Source organism: Kocuria sp. HMSC066H03 (assembly GCF_001812045.1).
In the GTDB taxonomy this organism is placed as follows: domain Bacteria; phylum Actinomycetota; class Actinomycetes; order Actinomycetales; family Micrococcaceae; genus Kocuria; species Kocuria rhizophila.
In genome coordinates this window covers 116,936-134,447 of record NZ_KV807509.1, presented here as the reverse complement: position 1 = coordinate 134,447, position 17,512 = coordinate 116,936, and the positions used below count along the sequence as shown (strand labels likewise).

Genomic DNA, 17,512 nt, shown 5'->3' with positions numbered 1-17,512 from the left:
ATTACCCGGCGGCGCCGACACCCTCTTCCCGAGCGATGCGCTCCACCACGAACCGGGCGACCTCGTCCTTGCTCCCCCGCGTGGACGCCTCCTCGGCACCGCGGGCGGAGAGCACGACCACCTCGTTCTCGTCCCGGCCGAAGACCTTGTCGGTGCCCACCTCGTTGAGCACCAGCAGGTCGCAGCCCTTGCGGACCAGCTTGGCGCGGGCGAAGTCCAGCACGGAGTGCTCGGCGTCCCCGGTCTCCGCCGCGAAGCCCACCACGAGCTGGTCCAGGCCGCGCTCATCCCGCTGCGCCACCACGGCGCGCAGGATGTCCGGGTTGCGCACCAGCCGGATCACGGGGTCCGTGCCGTCCTCGGACTTCTTCATCTTGTGCTCCCCCACGGTGTCCGGGCGGAAGTCCGCCACGGCCGCGGCCATGATCACGACGTCGCTCCCGGCCGCCGCCGTCAGCGTTGCCTCCTCGAGCTCGCGCGCCGAGGACACGCGGGTGGTGCGCATGCCGTGCGGAAGATCGGTCTCCACGTGGGCCGCAATCAGGTGGACGTCCGCGCCCGCTTCGCGTGCCGCCCGGGCCAGGGCAACGCCCTGCTTGCCCGACGAGCGGTTGCCGAGGAAGCGGACGGGGTCCAGAGCCTCACGGGTGCCACCCGCGGTGACCAGCACGCGACGTCCGGCCAGCACCCCGGGGTCGGAGCCGACGTGGTCCGTGGTGGGGGCCCCGGCAGGCGCAGCCGCGACGGTGGACGGTGCGGCGTCGGGGGTGCTCGCGGAGCCGGTGGACGCGGCGTCGGAGGGCCCCGCGCTGGAGGGAGCCGTCCGAGCGGCAAGGGCCAGTGCGGCGTCGACGATGTCCTGCGGCTCGGGAAGCCGACCAGGGCCGCTGTCGGTTCCGGTGAGCCGGCCCGTGGCGGGCTCCATCACGGTGTGGCCGTGCTCGCGCAGCAGGGCCACGTTGCGCTGGGTGGCCGGGTTGAGCCACATCTCCGTGTGCATGGCCGGCGCCAGGAGCACGGGCGCGGACGTGGCGAGCACGGTGGTGCTCAGCAGGTCGTCCGCGTGGCCGTGCGCGATGCGGGCCATGAGGTCCGCGGTGGCCGGCGCGATCACCACGAGGTCCGCGGCCTGGCCCTGGGCCACGTGGTTCACGGTGTCCACGCGGTCGAAGACGGACTCCGAGACGTGCTCCCCCGTGAGGGCCTCCCACGTGGGCGCACCCACGAACTCCAGCGCCGCCCGGGTGGGCATGGGCACCACGTGGTGCCCCGCCTCGGACAGCAGCCGGGAGACGAGCGCGGCCTTGTATGCGGCAATGCCCCCGCCCACACCCAGCACCACGCGCAGGGGCGCGGGCCGGGCGGGGACGGGGGCGTGGCCGGAGTGCGGCTCAGTCACTGCTCGGTGGGCTCCGCGGAGTCCTCGGTGGTCTCCTCGACAGCAGTCTCCGCGGTCTCCGCGGAGTCCTGCGCGAGGGTCTCCTCCGAGGCCGGCAGCTGGGTGCCGTCCGAGAACATGGCGGTGGAGTCCTGCTCCTCGCCCTGGGCGAAGAAGTCACCGGTGAACATGTCCGTGGCGGTGGGCTCGTCGCTGACCATCTGGCCGTTGGGGGTGAACCCGGCGTGGGCCACGTGGTCGGCCTCGATCAGCCCCTCGTCGATCTCGCGGAACGCGATGGACAGCGGCTTCTCGTTGAGCTGGGTGTCCACCAGCGGACCCACGTACTCGAACAGGCCCTCGTGCAACTGCGAGTAGTACGCGTTGATCTGACGGGCGCGGCGGGCCCCGAAGATCACGAGTCCGTACTTGGAATCCGTCTTGTCGAGCAGCCGATCGACGGGCGGGTTGACGATGCCTTCGTTGTTCGTGCTCACGTGCTTCATGACTCCTGTGGTGGACGTAGATGTCGGTGGCGTGCGGGGCGCTCCGCGGTGGTGGGCCAGGATGGCGAGGCGCTCAGCGCCCCTGCTCACCCGGCAGCCCCATGAGTGCCACAAGCTCTGCGGCGGCGCGCTCCACGGTGTCGTTGACGACCGTGTGATCGAACTCGGACTGCGCCGCAAGTTCCAGTTTAGCCGTTTCCAGCCGACGCTGCTGCTGCTCGGGCGTCTCGGTGCCCCGGCCGACCAGCCGGTGCACCATCTCGTCCCAGCTGGGCGGGGCCAGGAAGACGAACTGCGCCTCGGGCATGGCCTGCCGGATGCTGCGCGCTCCCTGCAGGTCGATCTCGAGCAGCACGCTGCGCCCGGCGGCCAGCGCCTCCTCGACCTTGTGCCGCGGGGTGCCGTACCGGTGGAGGTTGTGCACAACGGCCCACTCGAGAAGGTCGTCCTCGTCGATCATGCGGTCGAACTCGTCGTCGCGGACGAAGAAGTAGTGCACGCCGTCCACCTCGCCAGGCCGGGGAGCGCGGGTGGTGGCCGAGACGGAGAGCCACACGTCCGGGTAGTGGTCCCGCACGTACGTGGACACGGTGCCCTTGCCCACGGCCGTGGGCCCGGCCAGAACGGTCACGGTGGGCGATGCGGGCACGAATACCTCCGGGGGTGCGGCGACGGTCGGGTCGAACTCGTCCGTCACTGTACCAACCGGGAGCCACCGCCCGCGCGGTGGTTCCTCAGCGGTCCAGGTACTCCACCAGCGCGCGGCGCTGGTGCTGGCCCAGCCCGCGCACGCGGCGGGTGGGGGCAATGCCGATCTGCTCCATGATCGCGGCGGAGCGGACCCTGCCGATCCCGGGGGTGGACTCCAGCAGCTCGGTGACCTTGAGGCGGCTCACGGCCTCGTCCTCGTCGCCGCGGCGCAGCACCTCGGCCACGGAGACGGTGCCGTCCCGCAGCCCCTTCTTGATCTCGGCGCGCACGGACCGGGCCGCCGTCGCCTTCTCCCGCGCCCTGGCGCGCTCGTCATCCGTCAGTGGCCGCAGTGCCATTCCCAGCTCTCCTCGTGGTAGCCCGACGGCCCGACCGGTCGCGCGAGAGGGGGGTGGCGAACGGGGCCGTCTCCCACCGAAAGTACCCGAGGACTTTGCGGGGGGTAAATGCACGACCGTCCCCTGACGAGCTCCGGGGCTCGCGTTCCAGGGGGCGGTCGTGCCGGGGGTCAGACGCGCTGCAGGTGCTCCGCGAGCTCCTCCGCCGAGCGCGTGACGGCCTCCCCCAGGGCACGGACGTCCGGGCCGTGAGCGAGCACGTCACGGGACGAGTTGGCCAGCACCGTGCCCCTGACCTGGGAGAACACCGAGGCGACGGCGGCCGCGTCCGCTCCCTGCGCACCGTATCCCGGAGCGAGGACCGGCCCGTTCAGCTCCCGGAGGTCGATCCCGAGGCGGCTCATGGCCTCGCCCACGGTGGCTCCGATCACCACCCCGCACGAGCCCAGCCCGCCCGTTCCCGCCGACGTCACGATTTGATCACGATCGTCCGTGTGACGTGCCGGGCCCTGTCCGGATGCCTGGGCGGACGACGACGCCGCGGGGCCCCGCGCGCCCGGCGCCCGGTTCTCGTGGGCCACGGCGGAGAGGATGCCCGCGGCCACGGAGTCCTCACCGCCCACGTGCTGCACGCTGGCGCCCTCCGGGTTGGAGGTCAGGGCGAGCACGAAGGTCCCCCGGCCGGTGGCGCGCGCCAGGTCCAGCGCGGGGCGCAGCGACTCGAAGCCCAGGTACGGGCTCAGGGTCACGGCGTCCGCCGCGAGGGGCGAGTCGTCGGAGAGCCACGCCGTCGCGTAGGCCGCCATCGTGGAACCGATGTCACCGCGCTTGGCGTCCGCGATGCTGAGGACCCCCGCGGCCGTGGACTCCGCGAGCACGCGTTCGAGCACCGCGATGCCCGCCGAGCCGAGGGCCTCGAACAGCGCCACCTGCGGTTTGAGCGCCGCGGCCCGGCCGGCGGCGGCCTCCACGACCCGCAGGGAGAAGGTCTCGAGCCCCTGCGCGGTGCGCGGCAGACCCCAGGCGTCGAGCAGCCCCGGGTGGGGGTCGATGCCCACGCACAGCGGCCCCCGCTCGGCCATGGCCCGCTGCAGCCGGACCCCGAAGGGCTCGCGCCCCGAACCCGCGGCGGGCTCGCCGCGGTGCGCGGGCGGCGTCGTGGGGCGGTGGGCGCCCATGGCGGGCACGGCGGCGTCGGGCGGGGTGGGTGCGCTGTGGCGCCCGTGGGAGGGCTCAGTCACGGGAGGCCCCCTGGGCGGCACGCTCACGCAGGGTCTGCTCGTGCTCCTGCAGGGAGGTCACGGACCACGAGTACTGCCGCTGCGCGGTGATGGCCTGCAGCGCGGCACCGAGCTCCGAGACCGTGGTCATCATGGGGACACCCACCGAGGTGGCCGCCGCGCGGATCTGGTAGCCGTCCCCGCGCGCCGCCTGGCCGCCGGAGGGGGTGTTGAAGATCAGGTCGATCTTCCCGTCCGTGATCAGGTCCGCCACGGTGGGCTCGTCGCCCTCGGCGTCCGCGATCTTGGCCACCACCGTGGACTCGATGCCGTTGCGGCGCAGCACCTGCGCGGTGCCGCCCGTGGAGACGATCTCGAAGCCCAGGTCCGCGAACATCTTGACCGGGATCACCGCGGAGCGCTTGTCCTTGTTCGCCACCGAGACGAACAGGGATCCCGAGGTGGGCAGCGGACCGCCCGCGGCGGCCTGCGCCTTGGCGAACGCGGTGTCGAAGTACTTGTCCACGCCCATGACCTCGCCCGTGGAGCGCATCTCGGGACCGAGAAGCGAGTCCACCACGGTGCCCTCCGGCGTGCGGAACCGGGCGAACGGCAGCACGACCTCCTTGACCGCCGTGGGCGTGCCCTCGGGCAGCGTGGTGCCGTCGTGGTCCGCGGGCAGCACACCCTCGGCGCGCAGCTGCGCCACCGTGCGCCCCGTGCCGATCAGCGCGGCGGCCTTGGCCATCTGCACGCCCGTGGCCTTGGAGACGAACGGCACCGTGCGCGAGGCGCGCGGGTTGGCCTCGATCACGTACAGCACGTCCGAGGCGAGCGCGAACTGCAGGTTGATCAGACCCTTCACGCCCACGCCGCGGGCAATGGCCTCGGTGGCCTCGCGCACGCGCTCGATGACGTCCGGGGCCAGGGTGATGGGCGGCAGCACGCACGCGGAGTCGCCGGAGTGGATCCCGGCCTCCTCGATGTGCTCCATGATCCCGCCCACGTAGCAGTCGCGGCCGTCGAACAGCGCGTCCACGTCGATCTCGATGGCGTCCTCGAGGAACTTGTCGATCAGCGCGGGGCGGCTGGGGCTGACCTCCGTGGCGTTCTCCAGGTAGGTCTTCAGGGAGGCCTCGTCGTAGACGATCTCCATCCCGCGGCCACCCAGCACGTACGAGGGGCGCACGAGCACGGGGTAGCCGATCTCGTGGGCGATCCGGCTGGCCTCCTCGAAGTCGTACGCCGTGCCGTTCTTGGGCTGGCGCAGACCAGCTTCCGTGAGCACGCGGGCGAACTCCCCGCGGTCCTCCGCGAGGTCGATGGCCTCGGGGCTCGTGCCGAGGATCGGCACCCCCGCGGCCTTGAGGTCCGCCGCGAGCTTGAGCGGGGTCTGACCGCCCAGCTGCACGAACACGCCCAGCAGTCCGCCGGAACGGCGCTCGGCCTCCACGACCTCCATGACGTCCTCGAAGGTCAGCGGCTCGAAGTACAGCCGCGTGGAGATGTCGTAGTCCGTGGACACGGTCTCCGGGTTGCAGTTGACCATCACGGTCTCGTACCCGGCCTCGCGCAGCACCATGGAGGCGTGCACGCACGAGTAGTCGAACTCGATGCCCTGCCCGATCCGGTTGGGACCGGAGCCCAGGATCATCACCGAGGGCTTCTCGTGCGGGGCCACCTCCGTCTGCTGGTCGTACGAGGAGTAGTGGTACGGGGTGAACGCCTCGAACTCCGCGGCGCACGTGTCCACCGTCTTGTAGACCGGGCGGATGTCCAGGGCGTGGCGCACGCCGCGCACCACGGACTCGTCCAGGTGCACGAGCTCCCCGATCTGGGCGTCCGAGAAGCCGTGGCGCTTGGCCTCGCGCAGGGTCTCCGGGTGCAGGTCCGGGTCCTCACGGATCATGTCCGCGATCTCGTTGAGCAGCTGGATCTGGTCCAGGAACCACGGGTCGATGGACGTGGCCTCGAAGACCTGCTCCACCGTGGCGCCTGCCAGCAGCGCGCGCTGCACGTTGCGCAGCCGCTCGGTGGTGGTCTCCTCGGTCCTGGAGACCAGCCGGGCCACCGTGTTGGGGCCGGGCGCCACGGCCGGGCGCGCGAAGCTGAAGGAGGACCCCTTCTGCTCGAGCGAGCGCATGGCCTTCTGCAGCGCCTCCGTGAAGTTGCGCCCGATCGCCATGGCCTCGCCCACCGACTTCATGGTGGTGGTCAGGGTGGGGTCCGCCGCCGGGAACTTCTCGAACGCGAAGCGCGGGACCTTGACCACCACGTAGTCCAGCGTGGGCTCGAAGCTCGCCGGGGTCTTGCGGGTGATGTCGTTGGGGATCTCGTCCAGCGTGTAGCCCAGGGAGAGCTTGGTGGCGATCTTGGCGATCGGGAAGCCCGTGGCCTTGGACGCGAGTGCCGAGGAGCGGGACACGCGGGGGTTCATCTCGATCACCACGATGCGCCCGGTGGACGGCTCCACGGCGAACTGGATGTTGCACCCGCCGGTGTCCACACCCACCTCGCGGATCACGGCGATCGCGATGTCGCGCATGCGCTGGTACTCGCGGTCGGTGAGGGTCAGCGCGGGGGCCACCGTCACGGAGTCACCGGTGTGAACGCCCACGGGGTCCACGTTCTCGATCGAGCACACGACCACCACGTTGTCGTTGGCGTCGCGCATCATCTCCAGCTCGTACTCCTTCCACCCCAGGATGGACTCCTCCAGGAGCACCTCCGAGGTGGGCGAGTACTGGATGCCGGCGCCCGCGATGCGGTGCAGGTCCGTCTCGTTGTACGCGAGCCCGGAACCGAGCCCGCCCATGGTGAACGACGGGCGCACCACCATGGGGTAGCCCAGCTGCTCGGCGGCGGCGAGCGCCTCATCCATGGAGTGCACGATCACGGAGCGCGCGGACTCGGCGCCGCAGCGCTCGACGACGCCCTTGAACGCCTCACGGTCCTCGCCCAGGTTGATGGCGTCCACGTCCGCGCCGATGAGCTCCACGCCGTACTTCTCCAGGGCGCCGTTGGCGTCCAGGGCGAGCGCGGTGTTCAGGGCGGTCTGCCCGCCCAGGGTGGGCAGGACGGCGTCGGGCCGTTCCTTGGCGATGATCTTCTCGACCGTCTCCGGGGTGATGGGCTCCACGTAGGTGGCGTCCGCGAACTCGGGGTCGGTCATGATGGTGGCCGGGTTGGAGTTCACCAGGATGACGCGCAGCCCCTCGTCCTTGAGCACACGCAGGGCCTGGGTGCCGGAGTAGTCGAACTCGGCGGCCTGCCCGATCACGATGGGCCCGGAGCCGATCACCAGGACGCTGTTGAGGTCTTTCCTGCGGGGCATCAGTTGTCTCCTGCTTCCGAGCCGGAGCCCTGGGAGGCCCGGCCCATCATGTCCACAAAACGGTCGAAGAGGTACGCGGAGTCGTGGGGCCCCGCGGCGGCCTCTGGGTGGTACTGCACGGAGAACGCGGGGATGTCCTCGCAGCGCAGGCCCTCCACCACGTTGTCGTTGAGCCCCACGTGGGACACCGAGACACGCCCGTAGCGCTGCTCCGGTGCGGTCACGGTCTCCCCCACGGGCGCGTCCACCGCGAAGCCGTGGTTCTGGGAGGTGATCTCCACGGTGCCGGTGGCCAGGTCCTTGACGGGCTGGTTGATGCCCCGGTGGCCGAAGGTGAGCTTGTAGGTCCCGAAGCCCAGCGCACGGCCCAGCAGCTGGTTGCCGAAGCAGATCCCGAAGAACGGGATGCGGGCGTCCAGGACCTCGCGCAGCAGCTCGACCTGGTCCTCCGCGGTGGCGGGGTCCCCCGGGCCGTTGGAGAAGAACACGCCGTCCGGGCCCAGCTCGCGCAGCTGCTCGAAGGTCGTGGCCGCGGGCACCACGTGCACGCGCACGCCGCGCTCGGCCAGCCGCTGCGGGGTCATGGACTTGATGCCCAGGTCCACGGCGGCGACCGTGTGCTTCACGGGTGCGTCCCAGCCGTGCTCGGCGGGCTCCACCGTGTAGGACTCGTCCGTGCTGACCTGCTCGGCGAGCGCCCGACCGGCCATCGCGGGCTGCTCCGAGACCAGCCGCACGAGCTCGGGGACGGGCCGTGCGGCGTCGTCGCCCGAGAAGATCCCGGCGCGCATCGCACCCTTGTCCCGCAGGTGGCGCGTGAGGGCGCGCGTGTCCACGCCCTGGATGCCGGTGACGCCCTGTGCGGCGAGCTCCTCGTCCAGCGTGCGCTCGCTGCGCCAGTTGGAGGGGCGGCGCGCGGGGTCGCGCACCACGAAGCCGTTGACCCAGATCCGCCGGGACTCCATGTCCTCGGTGTTGATTCCGGTGTTGCCGATGTGGGGTGCGGTCTGGATGACGATCTGACCCGCGTAGGAGGGGTCGGTGAGGGTCTCCTGGTAGCCGGTCATGCCGGTGGCGAAGACGGCCTCCCCGAACGCCGTGCCGGGAGCACCCCAGGCGCGGCCCTCGAAGGCGGTGCCGTCCTCCAGCACCATCACGGCCGGTGCGTTGCGTGGTGAGTTCATGGCGAACTCCTTTCGTTCAGCAGGTGTGGTCTCGAGCCGGTGCCGCCGTGGGGCGGCGCCGGTGCGGGGTTCTCAGGCGTTCAGCAGGGCCGACGCCGCGTCCTCCAGTTCGTGCGACCCCTCGCCCGTGCGGGCGCGGAAGCCGGTGTCCACGCGCGTGTCCCCGAGGTCCCAGGTGAACACCACGAGCCCGTCACGCTCCACGAACTTGCCCACCATCCCGGAGGTGGTGGACACGGCGCGCAGGTCGCGGCGCGGGATGAACACGTCCGGGGCGCCCTGGCGGTTGATGAACACGCCGTCCGGGGCCACCACGGCCTCGGCGTTCGTGCGCACCCCCAGGCCGTGGCGCGCAATGCGCTCGAGCGGCTGGTCGGTGTAGGTGGTGACCACGTACATCCCGTCCACCCGTGTGGTGGCCCGGCTCATCAGGTCCCGGGGTGCGGGCGTCACCTCGGCGACGTCGGACTGGCGCCGCACACGGCCCCGCCAGCCCCACCAGATCAGGGCGAAGAGCACCACCACGATGACCAGGGTGAGCAGGGTGGGGACGAGCTTGTCCGACATGGGGAGACAACCTTTCAGGGAGGACGGTGCGGATCAGCGGGCCACGGGGGTGGTCAGCTCACCGTCACGGACCACGGGGTGGCCGCGGTAGAAGGTGGCGCGCACCCCGCCCGGGAGGGTCATCCCCCGGTACGGGCTGTTGCGCGCCTTGGAGGCGTGGTGCGCCGGGTCCACGGGGGTGGCGCCGGCGGGGTCCCACAGCACGATGTTGGCCACGGAGCCGGGGGCGAGGTCCTGGCCCTGGTCCGTGAGACCGAGGATCTGCGCGGGGCGGCGGGACATGATCTGCGCGACCCGCTCCCACCCGATCATCCCGGTGTCCACGAGGGCGTGCTGGACCACGGCCAGGGCGGTCTCCAGCCCCGTCATGCCGTGGGCCGCGCAGCTCCACTCGCACTCCTTGTCCTCCGTGGTGTGCGGGGCGTGGTCCGTGCCGATCACGTCGATCGTCCCCTCGGCCACCGCACGGCGCAGGGCCTGGACGTCCTCGTCCGTGCGCAGCGGCGGATTGACCTTGTAGACGGGGTCGAACGTGCGCACCAGCTCGTCGGTGAGCAGCAGGTGGTGCGGGGTGGCCTCGGCGGTCACGGTCACGCCGCGCTCCTTGGCCCACCGCACGATCTCCACGGACCCGGCCGTGGAGAGGTGGCAGATGTGCAGCCGGGAGTCCACGTGCTGGGCCAGCAGGACGTCGCGGGCGATGACCGCCTCCTCCGCGACGGCGGGCCAGCCGGTGAGCCCGAGGTCCGCGGACACGGTGCCCTCGTTCATCTGGGCGCCCTCGGTCAGGCGGGGCTCCTGGGCGTGCTGGGCGATGATGCCGTCGAAGGCCTTGACGTACTCCAGGGCCCGGCGCATCAGGACGGGGTCGTGCACGCACTTGCCGTCGTCGGAGAACATCCGCACCCCGGCGCGGGACTCCGCCATCGCGCGGATCTCGGACAGCTGCTCGCCCTCCAGCCCCACGGTCACCGCGCCCACCGGGTGCACGTCCGCCCAGCCGGCGTCCCGGCCCAGCTGCCAGACCTGCTCGACCACGCCGGCGGTGTCCGCCACGGGGTTCGAGTTGGCCATCGCGAAGACCGCCGTGTACCCGCCCCGGGCCGCGGCCCGGGTGCCGGACTCCACGGTCTCGGCGTCCTCCCGGCCCGGCTCGCGCAGGTGGGTGTGCATGTCCACGAGGCCCGGCAGGGCGATGAGCCCGGAGGCGTCGAGGACCTCGGCGTCCGCGGGGACGTCCAAGGAACCGGGGACGCCCACGGCGGCGATCCGCCCGTCCACGACGAGCAGGTCCGCGGGGTCACCGCCCTCGGGGCGGGCCTTGCTGATCAGGTGGCAGCTCATGAGGACCTCAGTTCTCGCTCGGGTTCGGGGTGCTCTCGTCGCCGGAGAGCAGCAGGAAGAGGACGGCCATGCGCACGGACACGCCGTTGGCCACCTGCTCCAGCACGGTGGAGCGCGGGGAGTCGGCGGCCTCGGAGGAGATCTCCAGCCCGCGGTTCATGGGCCCGGGGTGCATGAACACGGTGGGTGCCCCCATGGCCTCGAGGCGGTGCACGCGCTGGGCGGTGAGCCCCCAGCCTCGCGTGTACTCGGCCTCGCTCGGGAAGAACGCCGCGTTCATCCGCTCGCGCTGCAGCCGCAGCATCATCACGGCGTCCGGTGCCTCGGCCAGCACGGCGTCCAGGTCGTAGCTGATCTCGCACGGCCACGTGTCCGTGGCCACGGGCACCAGGGTGGGCGGGGCCACCAGCGTGACCCGCGCGCCCAGGGTGGTCAGCAGCCACACGTTGGAGCGGGCCACGCGGGAGTGCAGCACGTCCCCCACGATCACCACGTGCATGCCCTCCAGGTCCATGCCGGTGCTCGCCACGCCCGTGGCGCGCGAGCGGACTCGACGCAGGGTCATGGCGTCCAGCAGGGCCTGGGTGGGGTGCGCGTGCTTGCCGTCCCCGGCGTTGACCACGGCGGCGTCGATCCACCCGGAGTCCGCGAGCTGCTGCGGGGCACCCGAGGAGCCGTGGCGGATCACCACCGCGTCCGCGCTCATGGCCATCAGCGTCTGGGCGGTGTCCTTCAGCGACTCGCCCTTGGACACCGAGGAGCCCTTGGCGGAGAAGTTGATCACGTCCGCACTGAGCCGCTTCGCGGCGGTCTCGAAGGAGATCCGCGTGCGGGTGGAGTCCTCGAAGAACAGGTTCACCACGGTGCGCCCGCGCAGAGCGGGCAGCTTCTTGACCTCGCGGGAGGACACGGCGGCCATCTGGTCCGCGGTGTCCAGGATCCGCACGGCATCCGCGTACGACAGGTCGGTGGTGCTCAGCAGGTGCTTCACGCGCGCTCACCCGCCCGTCCCGGCACGGGCGACGACGCCGCACGCCCGGGTGCGCGGGCGACGTCGGCATCCGAGGCCACCGGCGCGTCGATGACCACGCAGTCCTCGTGACCGGCGTCCCGGGATCCGGGGTCGGTCTCGCGCAGCAGCACGCGCACCTTCTCGCGGGAGGACGTGGGGAGGTTCTTGCCCACGTGGTCCGCGCGGATGGGCAGCTCGCGGTGACCGCGGTCCACCAGGACCGCGAGCCGCACCACCGTGGGGCGCCCGAGGTCCACGAGGGCGTCGAGGGCCGCGCGGATGGTGCGCCCCGAGCACAGGACGTCGTCCACGAGCACCACGGTGCGCCCGTCGATCCCGGCGTCCGGGATCAGCGTGGGCTGCGGGGTGCGGGCGGGATTCCTGCGCAGGTCGTCCCGGTACATGGTGATGTCCAGCTGACCGGTCGAGGTGGCGGCGTGGAAGCCGGGGTCGATCTTCTCCAGCCGGGCCGCCAGGCGCTGCGCGAGCGGGTAGCCGCGGCGGGCGATGCCCAGGAGCACGAGGTCCTCGGGGCCCCTGTTGGACTCCAGGATCTCGTGGGCGATCCGGGACAGGGCCCGGTCGATGTCGGACGTCGAGAGGATCACGCGGGAGGTGGTGGCCTCCGGTGCGCTCTCGGCGTGTTCGGGCACGCTCACGTGCCGCCTCCTTCCCCGCCTCACGGGACGGAATTTAAAGGGTGCGATCGGTCCTGAAGCTACCACACGCGAAACCCCGGCCCGTGGGAACCACGAACCGGGGCATCGTCTCAGTCGTCCAACAACGAGGGCTTGACCTTCTGCAGCCGCCCCAGCAGCCCGTTGACGAACCGGGGAGAGTCGTCGGTGGAGAGCTCTCGGGTGACGGCCACGGCCTCCGCGACGGCCACGCCGTCCGGGATCTCCGCGTTGTAGAGCAGCTCCCACGCACCCACGCGCAGGGCGTTGCGGTCCACCGCGGGCATGCGCCCGAGCGCCCAGCCCTGCGAGTAGGTCTCCAGGAACTCGTCGATGTCCTCGCGGCGCTCGTCCACGCCCTCGAGGATCTCCACGGTGTACGGGTTGATGGGCGAGGACGAGTTCTCGCGGCGGCGCACCAGGGCGTCCCGCACGGACTCGTTGCGCTGCTCGGCCTCGAAGAGGATCTCGACGGCGCGCACCCGCGCCTTGCTCCGTGCGCCGCTCACTCGTTGACGCGTCCCAGGTAGTCACCGGTGCGGGTGTCCACCTTGACCTTGGTGCCCTGCTCGAGGAACAGCGGGACCTGGATCTGGTAGCCGGTCTCCACGGTGGCGGGTTTGGTGCCGCCCGTGGAGCGGTCGCCCTGCAGACCGGGCTCGGTGTAGGTGATCTCCAGCACCACCGACGGCGGCATCTCGATGTACAGCGGCGCGCCCTCGTGGATGGCCACGGTCACGTTCTGGTTCTCGAGCATGAAGTGGGCGGCGTCCCCGACCACCACGCCGGGCACGGTGATCTGGTCGTAGGTGGAGTTGTCCATGAAGACGTAGTCGTCGCCGTCCTGGTACAGGTACTGGTACTCGCTGCGGTCCACCGTGGCGGTCTCGATCTTGGCACCGGCATTGAACGTCTTGTCCACCACCTTGCCGCTGGTCACGTTGCGCAGCTTGGTGCGCACGAACGCGCCACCCTTGCCGGGCTTGACGTGCTGGAACTCGATGGTCTGCCAGAGGTTGCCGTCGAGCTTGAGGATGGTGCCGTTCTTGATGTCGTTGCTGGTTGCCACGGTGTCACTTTCTCGTCGGGTACGTCGCCGCACTGGGTCCGGCTCGTGGAGCCGGACCAGTCTACCGCGTGCGGCCGGATCCCCCGGTGCGGGGGCGTGGGCCGGGCAGGGCCCCTCGCGTCAGTCGGCGATCTCCTGGTAGCACGCGAACAGGATGGCGGGGTCCGGGACCTCCATGGTCCGGGGGGCGCCGATCCGGTCCAGGACCACGAAGCGCAGCAGGTTGCCGCGGGTCTTCTTGTCCCGCTTCATGACCTCCAGCAGCCGGGGCCACTGGTCGGCGCGGTACGAGACCGGCAGGCCCAGGGAGGTGAGGATCTCGCGGTGCAGGGCCACGGCGTCGTCGGACAGGCTGCCCGCGGCCCGGCCGAGCTCCGCCGCGAAGACCATGCCCACGGACACGGCCGCGCCGTGGCGCCACTGGTAGCGCTCGTTGTGCTCGATCGCGTGGCCCAGGGTGTGGCCGTAGTTCAGGTGCTCGCGCCGCCCGGACTCGCGCAGGTCCGTGGAGACCACGTCCGCCTTGACGCGCACGCTGCGCTCCACGAGCTCTCGCACCACGGCGGAGGAGCTGTCCCGGACCTCGGCGGGGTGCTCCTGGATCAGGGTGAGGATCTGCGGGTCCGCGATGAACCCGCACTTGACCACCTCGGCCATGCCCGTGAGCAGCTCGTTCTCGGGCAGGGTGGCCAGGGAGTCGAGGTCGCACACCACGGCGGCCGGCGGGTGGAAGGAACCCACCAGGTTCTTGCCCTCGGCGGTGTTGATCCCGGTCTTGCCGCCCACGGCCGCGTCCACCATGCCCAGCAGCGTGGTGGGCAGGTGCACCACCCGCACACCCCGCAGCCACGTGGCGGCCACGAAGCCCGCGAGGTCGGAGACGGCACCGCCGCCCACGGAGACCACGGCGTCGGTGCGCGTGAAGTCGGACTGGCCCATGATCTGCCAGCAGAAGGCCGCGACCTCCACGCGCTTGCCCTCCTCCGCGTCCGGGATCTCGGCCACGAAGCTCTGGATCCCCGCGGCACGCAGATCCTCCTGCACCACGTCGCCGGTGGCGCGCAGCGCGCGGGGGTGGATGATGAGCACCTTCTTGACGCGCTCCCCCAGCAGCTCGGGGACGCGGCCCAGCAGACCGTGGCCCACCAGGACGTCGTACTGGTTCTCGGGGGTGTCCCCTCGGACGGGGATCACGGTCTCGTTCATGCGGTGTGGTCCTTTCCTGGCTCGGAGCGCGCGGCGGCGCCCAGGGCGGTGTGCAGGTCGTGGGCGATCTGGGACGCCGAGCGCGGCGCGCGGGCGTCCAGGGTGATCGTGGCGAGCCGCTCGAACGTCTCACGGCGCTCGGCCATGATCTGGCTCCAGCGGGTCTCGGGGTCCGGCTGCAGCAGCGGGCGTGACGCGCCGCCCCGGATGCGGGGGCGCACCGTGGCCAGGTCCACGTCCAGGTACGCGACCGTCCGGCCCTCGAGCAGCGGCTGCACGAGCGGGGACATGGGTGCGCCGCCGCCCAGGGAGATCACGCCCTCGGCGTAGCGGGGGTCGTCCAGCAGCTCCGCCACGACCGCCGCCTCGAGGCGGCGGAACTCCGCCTCGCCCCGCTCTCGGAACAGCCTCGCAATGGCACCGTGGCGCGCCTCGATGACCTGGTCCGAGTCCGCGTGCGCCATGCCGTAGCGCCCTGCCAGGCACCGCGCCACCCGGGACTTCCCCGCCGCCATGGGCCCGATCAGCACCACGGGCAGGGGCGCCCGTGTCACGAGAGGTCCCCGCGCACCTCGTCCAGGGCGGCCAGTGCGGCGGGGTCCGCGAGCTCGGGCGAGGTCCGCAGCGCCTCCGGGATGGCCTCGAGGTAGGCGTCCCGGTTGCGCACCATCTCGGCGGCGGAGTCCCCGCCGAACTTCTCGAGGGCGGCCTCCGCGAGGACGAGCGCGACCATGGCCTCCGCCACGACTCCCGCCGCGGGCACGGCGCACACGTCCGAGCGCTGGTGGTGGGCCCGGGCGGGTTCGCCCGTGGCCACGTCCACGGTGTGCAGCGAGCGGGGCACCGTGGCGATCGGCTTCATGGCCGCCCGCACGCGCAACAGGTCGCCCGTGGACATCCCGCCCTCTATGCCGCCGGCGCGGTTGCTCACGCGGTGCACCGCGCCGTCGGCCCGGAGGGTCTCGTCGTGCGCCTGCGAACCCGGTCGCTCGGCCGTGCGGAAGCCGTCCCCGACCTCCACGCCCTTGATGGCCTGGATGCCCATGAGCGCCCCGGCCAGCCGCGAGTCGAGCCGCCGGTCCCAGTGGACGTAGGAGCCGAGCCCCGGGGGCATGCCCTCGGCCAGAACCTCGACGACCCCGCCCAGGGTCTCCCCGGCCTTGTGGGCGGCGTCCACCGCGGCGACCATCCGCTCGCTCGTCCCGGCGTCGAAGCAGCGCAGCGGATCCGCATCCAGCGCGGCGACGTCCCCGGGGCCGGGCAGCGGCGCACCGTCCGGCACGCGCACGTCCGCAATGGCCGTGGTGTGGGAGACCAGCCGGATGCCCAGTGCGGCGAGCACCTGCGAGGCCACCACGCCGACCGCCACCCGGGTGGCGGTCTCACGGGCCGAGGCGCGCTCCAGCACCGGGCGGGCCTCGTCGAAGCCGTACTTCTGCATGCCCGTGAGATCCGCGTGCCCCGGGCGCGGCCGGGTGAGCGGCGCGTTGCGGGCGCGGCCCTCCAGGACCTGCGGGTCCACGGGATCGGAGCTCATCACGTCCTGCCACTTGGGCCACTCCGTGTTGGCGATCTCGATGGCCACCGGGCCGCCCTGGGTGACGCCGTGGCGCACACCGCCCAGAACACGCACGCGGTCCTGCTCGAACTTCATGCGCGCCCCGCGGCCGTAGCCCAGACGGCGGCGGGCCAGGGCGTCCTGGACCATCCCGGTGGTCAGTTCCACACCGGCGGGCACGCCCTCGACGATCCCCACGAGCGCCTCGCCGTGGGACTCCCCGGCCGTGAGCCAACGCAACATCCAAGTCTCCAGTCCTCGAGGGGGATCCGGCGGATCCCCCGGTGGTCTTCAATCCGGCGGTCGAAAGATCGGAGGAGAACCCGTGGAACCCTCCGAGAGGTCCCGAGCACTGCGCGTCCGGCACCTGCCGGGCACCGGCGCTGCCCGACTCTGCGTTCTGCGGCTCAGGTGGAGCCGCTCGTCCGGGCTCCGGCGCTGGCCAGTTCTCCGGCTCTAGGCACGCCGTGCAACCGACGCGCCCGTTCACTCGGGCCGACGACGCTCCTGCGCGCGGCGCACCCGTTCCGGCACCGTGCGCTCCGGGCGGCCGACCGCGCGGCACATGGCCGCGGTCACGCATGCTTCCCGGGGCAGCTCCTGGTGGGGCCCGCCCCCGACGAACCAGCGCAGCTGGTCCACCGCCTGGAAGATCAGCATATCGACACCCGGTGCGATCGCTCCCCCGGCGTGCTGCCACTCGGCGGCCAGCTCGGAGGGCCACGGGTCGTACGCGACGTCCAGCAGCACCCCGTGCACGCTGGGCCGGGTTGCACGCCACAGCCGGGCGAGGTCGTCGGCGGCACGCGGCGGCAGGGTCGAGACCACCACGTCCGCGTGCCGGAGCAGCTCGGGGGCCGCGGACCACGGCCGGACGTGCACCGTGGCGCCCAGCGCACCGGCCACGCCGTCGAGGGAGCGGGCGCGGGATGCCGTGCGCACCGCCACGTCCACCGCGGGCGCCCCCAGGGCCTGCAGGGCGGCCACCGCGGCATGCGCGGTGGCTCCCCCGCCCAGCACGACGGCGCGGGGCGCCTCCGGAACCGGCCCCGCGGCACACAGCGCGGCCATGATCCCCATGACGTCCGTGTTGTCCGCCACGGAACCCTGCGGGGTGAGGGTCAGGGTGTTGGCTACCCCGAGGGCTTCCACCAGCGGGGTCACCCGGTCCGCGTCCCGCGCGGCCAGGGGCTTGAGGGGCATGGTCACGGAGAACCCGCTCCACCCGCCGTCCTCGCGGGCTCCCGCCCAGAACACCTCCCACCCGGACTCGGGAACATCCACCCGGGTGTAGTCGGTGCTCAGACCCAGGGCCTCCCCGGCCGCGGTGTGCAGCGCCGGGGACAGGGAGTGAGCCACCGGGTGGCCGAGGACGGCCGCCCGCAGCCTGGAGGGTGTCACCGGGGGC

At 72.1% G+C, this 17,512-nt stretch carries 17 protein-coding genes; all 17 read right to left on the bottom strand.

Going from position 1 to position 17,512, the window contains the following annotated elements:
* Position 1 precedes the first annotated feature (1 nt).
* Positions 2-1,399 carry a bifunctional phosphopantothenoylcysteine decarboxylase/phosphopantothenate synthase gene (locus HMPREF2833_RS09480; protein WP_168165728.1) on the bottom strand — a complete coding sequence of 466 codons (1,398 nt, stop codon included), beginning with the start codon at positions 1,397-1,399 and terminating at the stop codon, positions 2-4.
* Positions 1,396-1,884, bottom strand: coding sequence for a DNA-directed RNA polymerase subunit omega (gene rpoZ / locus HMPREF2833_RS09475; protein WP_019309271.1), 489 nt, complete (start codon positions 1,882-1,884; stop codon positions 1,396-1,398). Before rpoZ ends, HMPREF2833_RS09480 begins: the two co-directional genes overlap by 4 nt.
* A 73-nt stretch (positions 1,885-1,957) precedes the next feature.
* Entirely contained in the window at positions 1,958-2,581 is a 624-nt protein-coding gene (gene gmk, locus HMPREF2833_RS09470; protein WP_019309272.1) for a guanylate kinase, read from the bottom strand.
* 37 nt (positions 2,582-2,618) lie between these two features.
* Complete coding sequence (gene mihF, locus HMPREF2833_RS09465; RefSeq protein ID WP_039101143.1) at positions 2,619-2,933, bottom strand: integration host factor, actinobacterial type; 315 nt, start codon at positions 2,931-2,933, stop codon at positions 2,619-2,621.
* A 170-nt stretch (positions 2,934-3,103) separates the two neighbouring features.
* Positions 3,104-4,015, bottom strand: coding sequence for an orotidine-5'-phosphate decarboxylase (gene pyrF / locus HMPREF2833_RS09460; RefSeq protein WP_035885018.1), 912 nt, complete (start codon positions 4,013-4,015; stop codon positions 3,104-3,106).
* Positions 4,016-4,166: 151 nt separating this feature from the next.
* Positions 4,167-7,487, bottom strand: coding sequence for a carbamoyl-phosphate synthase large subunit (gene carB, locus HMPREF2833_RS09455; RefSeq protein WP_070637769.1), 3,321 nt, complete (start codon positions 7,485-7,487; stop codon positions 4,167-4,169).
* A complete protein-coding gene (gene carA / locus HMPREF2833_RS09450) occupies positions 7,487-8,671 on the bottom strand; it encodes a glutamine-hydrolyzing carbamoyl-phosphate synthase small subunit (protein WP_070637767.1) in 1,185 nt (394 codons plus the stop codon). Before carA ends, carB begins: the two co-directional genes overlap by 1 nt.
* Before the next feature lie 72 nt (positions 8,672-8,743).
* Entirely contained in the window at positions 8,744-9,238 is a 495-nt protein-coding gene (locus tag HMPREF2833_RS09445; RefSeq protein ID WP_059281859.1) for a PH-like domain-containing protein, read from the bottom strand.
* Positions 9,239-9,271: 33 nt separating this feature from the next.
* Entirely contained in the window at positions 9,272-10,582 is a 1,311-nt protein-coding gene (locus tag HMPREF2833_RS09440; RefSeq protein WP_070637765.1) for a dihydroorotase, read from the bottom strand.
* A 7-nt stretch (positions 10,583-10,589) separates the two neighbouring features.
* On the bottom strand, positions 10,590-11,573 hold the full coding sequence (locus HMPREF2833_RS09435; protein WP_059281858.1) for an aspartate carbamoyltransferase catalytic subunit: 984 nt from the start codon (positions 11,571-11,573) through the stop codon (positions 10,590-10,592).
* Complete coding sequence (gene pyrR, locus HMPREF2833_RS09430) at positions 11,570-12,253, bottom strand: bifunctional pyr operon transcriptional regulator/uracil phosphoribosyltransferase PyrR (RefSeq protein WP_070637763.1); 684 nt, start codon at positions 12,251-12,253, stop codon at positions 11,570-11,572. Before pyrR ends, HMPREF2833_RS09435 begins: the two co-directional genes overlap by 4 nt.
* A gap of 110 nt (positions 12,254-12,363) precedes the next feature.
* Positions 12,364-12,780, bottom strand: coding sequence for a transcription antitermination factor NusB (nusB, locus tag HMPREF2833_RS09425; protein WP_019309281.1), 417 nt, complete (start codon positions 12,778-12,780; stop codon positions 12,364-12,366).
* The gene (efp, locus tag HMPREF2833_RS09420; protein ID WP_059281856.1) at positions 12,777-13,340 is read right to left on the bottom strand and encodes an elongation factor P; all 564 of its coding nucleotides are present in this window, start codon (positions 13,338-13,340) and stop codon (positions 12,777-12,779) included. Before efp ends, nusB begins: the two co-directional genes overlap by 4 nt.
* Before the next feature lie 120 nt (positions 13,341-13,460).
* Positions 13,461-14,546, bottom strand: coding sequence for a 3-dehydroquinate synthase (gene aroB / locus HMPREF2833_RS09415; protein ID WP_047978679.1), 1,086 nt, complete (start codon positions 14,544-14,546; stop codon positions 13,461-13,463).
* Positions 14,543-15,100 (bottom strand): shikimate kinase, encoded by a 558-nt coding sequence (locus tag HMPREF2833_RS09410; protein ID WP_059281854.1) that lies wholly within the window; start codon positions 15,098-15,100, stop codon positions 14,543-14,545. Before HMPREF2833_RS09410 ends, aroB begins: the two co-directional genes overlap by 4 nt.
* The gene (aroC, locus tag HMPREF2833_RS09405; protein WP_070637761.1) at positions 15,097-16,347 is read right to left on the bottom strand and encodes a chorismate synthase; all 1,251 of its coding nucleotides are present in this window, start codon (positions 16,345-16,347) and stop codon (positions 15,097-15,099) included. Before aroC ends, HMPREF2833_RS09410 begins: the two co-directional genes overlap by 4 nt.
* 243 nt (positions 16,348-16,590) lie before the next feature.
* The gene (locus tag HMPREF2833_RS09400; RefSeq protein ID WP_070638519.1) at positions 16,591-17,505 is read right to left on the bottom strand and encodes a shikimate dehydrogenase family protein; all 915 of its coding nucleotides are present in this window, start codon (positions 17,503-17,505) and stop codon (positions 16,591-16,593) included.
* Between the last annotated feature and the right edge of the window lie 7 nt (positions 17,506-17,512).

Excerpts from the sequence above, each read along its gene's own strand:
- rpoZ (WP_019309271.1), bottom strand. The coding sequence starts at position 1,884 with ATGAAGCACGTGAGCACGAACAACGAAGGCATCGTCAACCCGCCCGTC.
- mihF (WP_039101143.1), bottom strand. The coding sequence starts at position 2,933 with ATGGCACTGCGGCCACTGACGGATGACGAGCGCGCCAGGGCGCGGGAG.
- pyrF (WP_035885018.1), bottom strand. The coding sequence starts at position 4,015 with ATGGCCGAGCGGGGGCCGCTGTGCGTGGGCATCGACCCCCACCCGGGG.
- carB (WP_070637769.1), bottom strand. The coding sequence starts at position 7,487 with ATGCCCCGCAGGAAAGACCTCAACAGCGTCCTGGTGATCGGCTCCGGG.
- carA (WP_070637767.1), bottom strand. The coding sequence starts at position 8,671 with ATGAACTCACCACGCAACGCACCGGCCGTGATGGTGCTGGAGGACGGC.
- HMPREF2833_RS09445 (WP_059281859.1), bottom strand. The coding sequence starts at position 9,238 with ATGTCGGACAAGCTCGTCCCCACCCTGCTCACCCTGGTCATCGTGGTG.
- HMPREF2833_RS09440 (WP_070637765.1), bottom strand. The coding sequence starts at position 10,582 with ATGAGCTGCCACCTGATCAGCAAGGCCCGCCCCGAGGGCGGTGACCCC.
- aroB (WP_047978679.1), bottom strand. The coding sequence starts at position 14,546 with ATGAACGAGACCGTGATCCCCGTCCGAGGGGACACCCCCGAGAACCAG.
- aroC (WP_070637761.1), bottom strand. The coding sequence starts at position 16,347 with ATGTTGCGTTGGCTCACGGCCGGGGAGTCCCACGGCGAGGCGCTCGTG.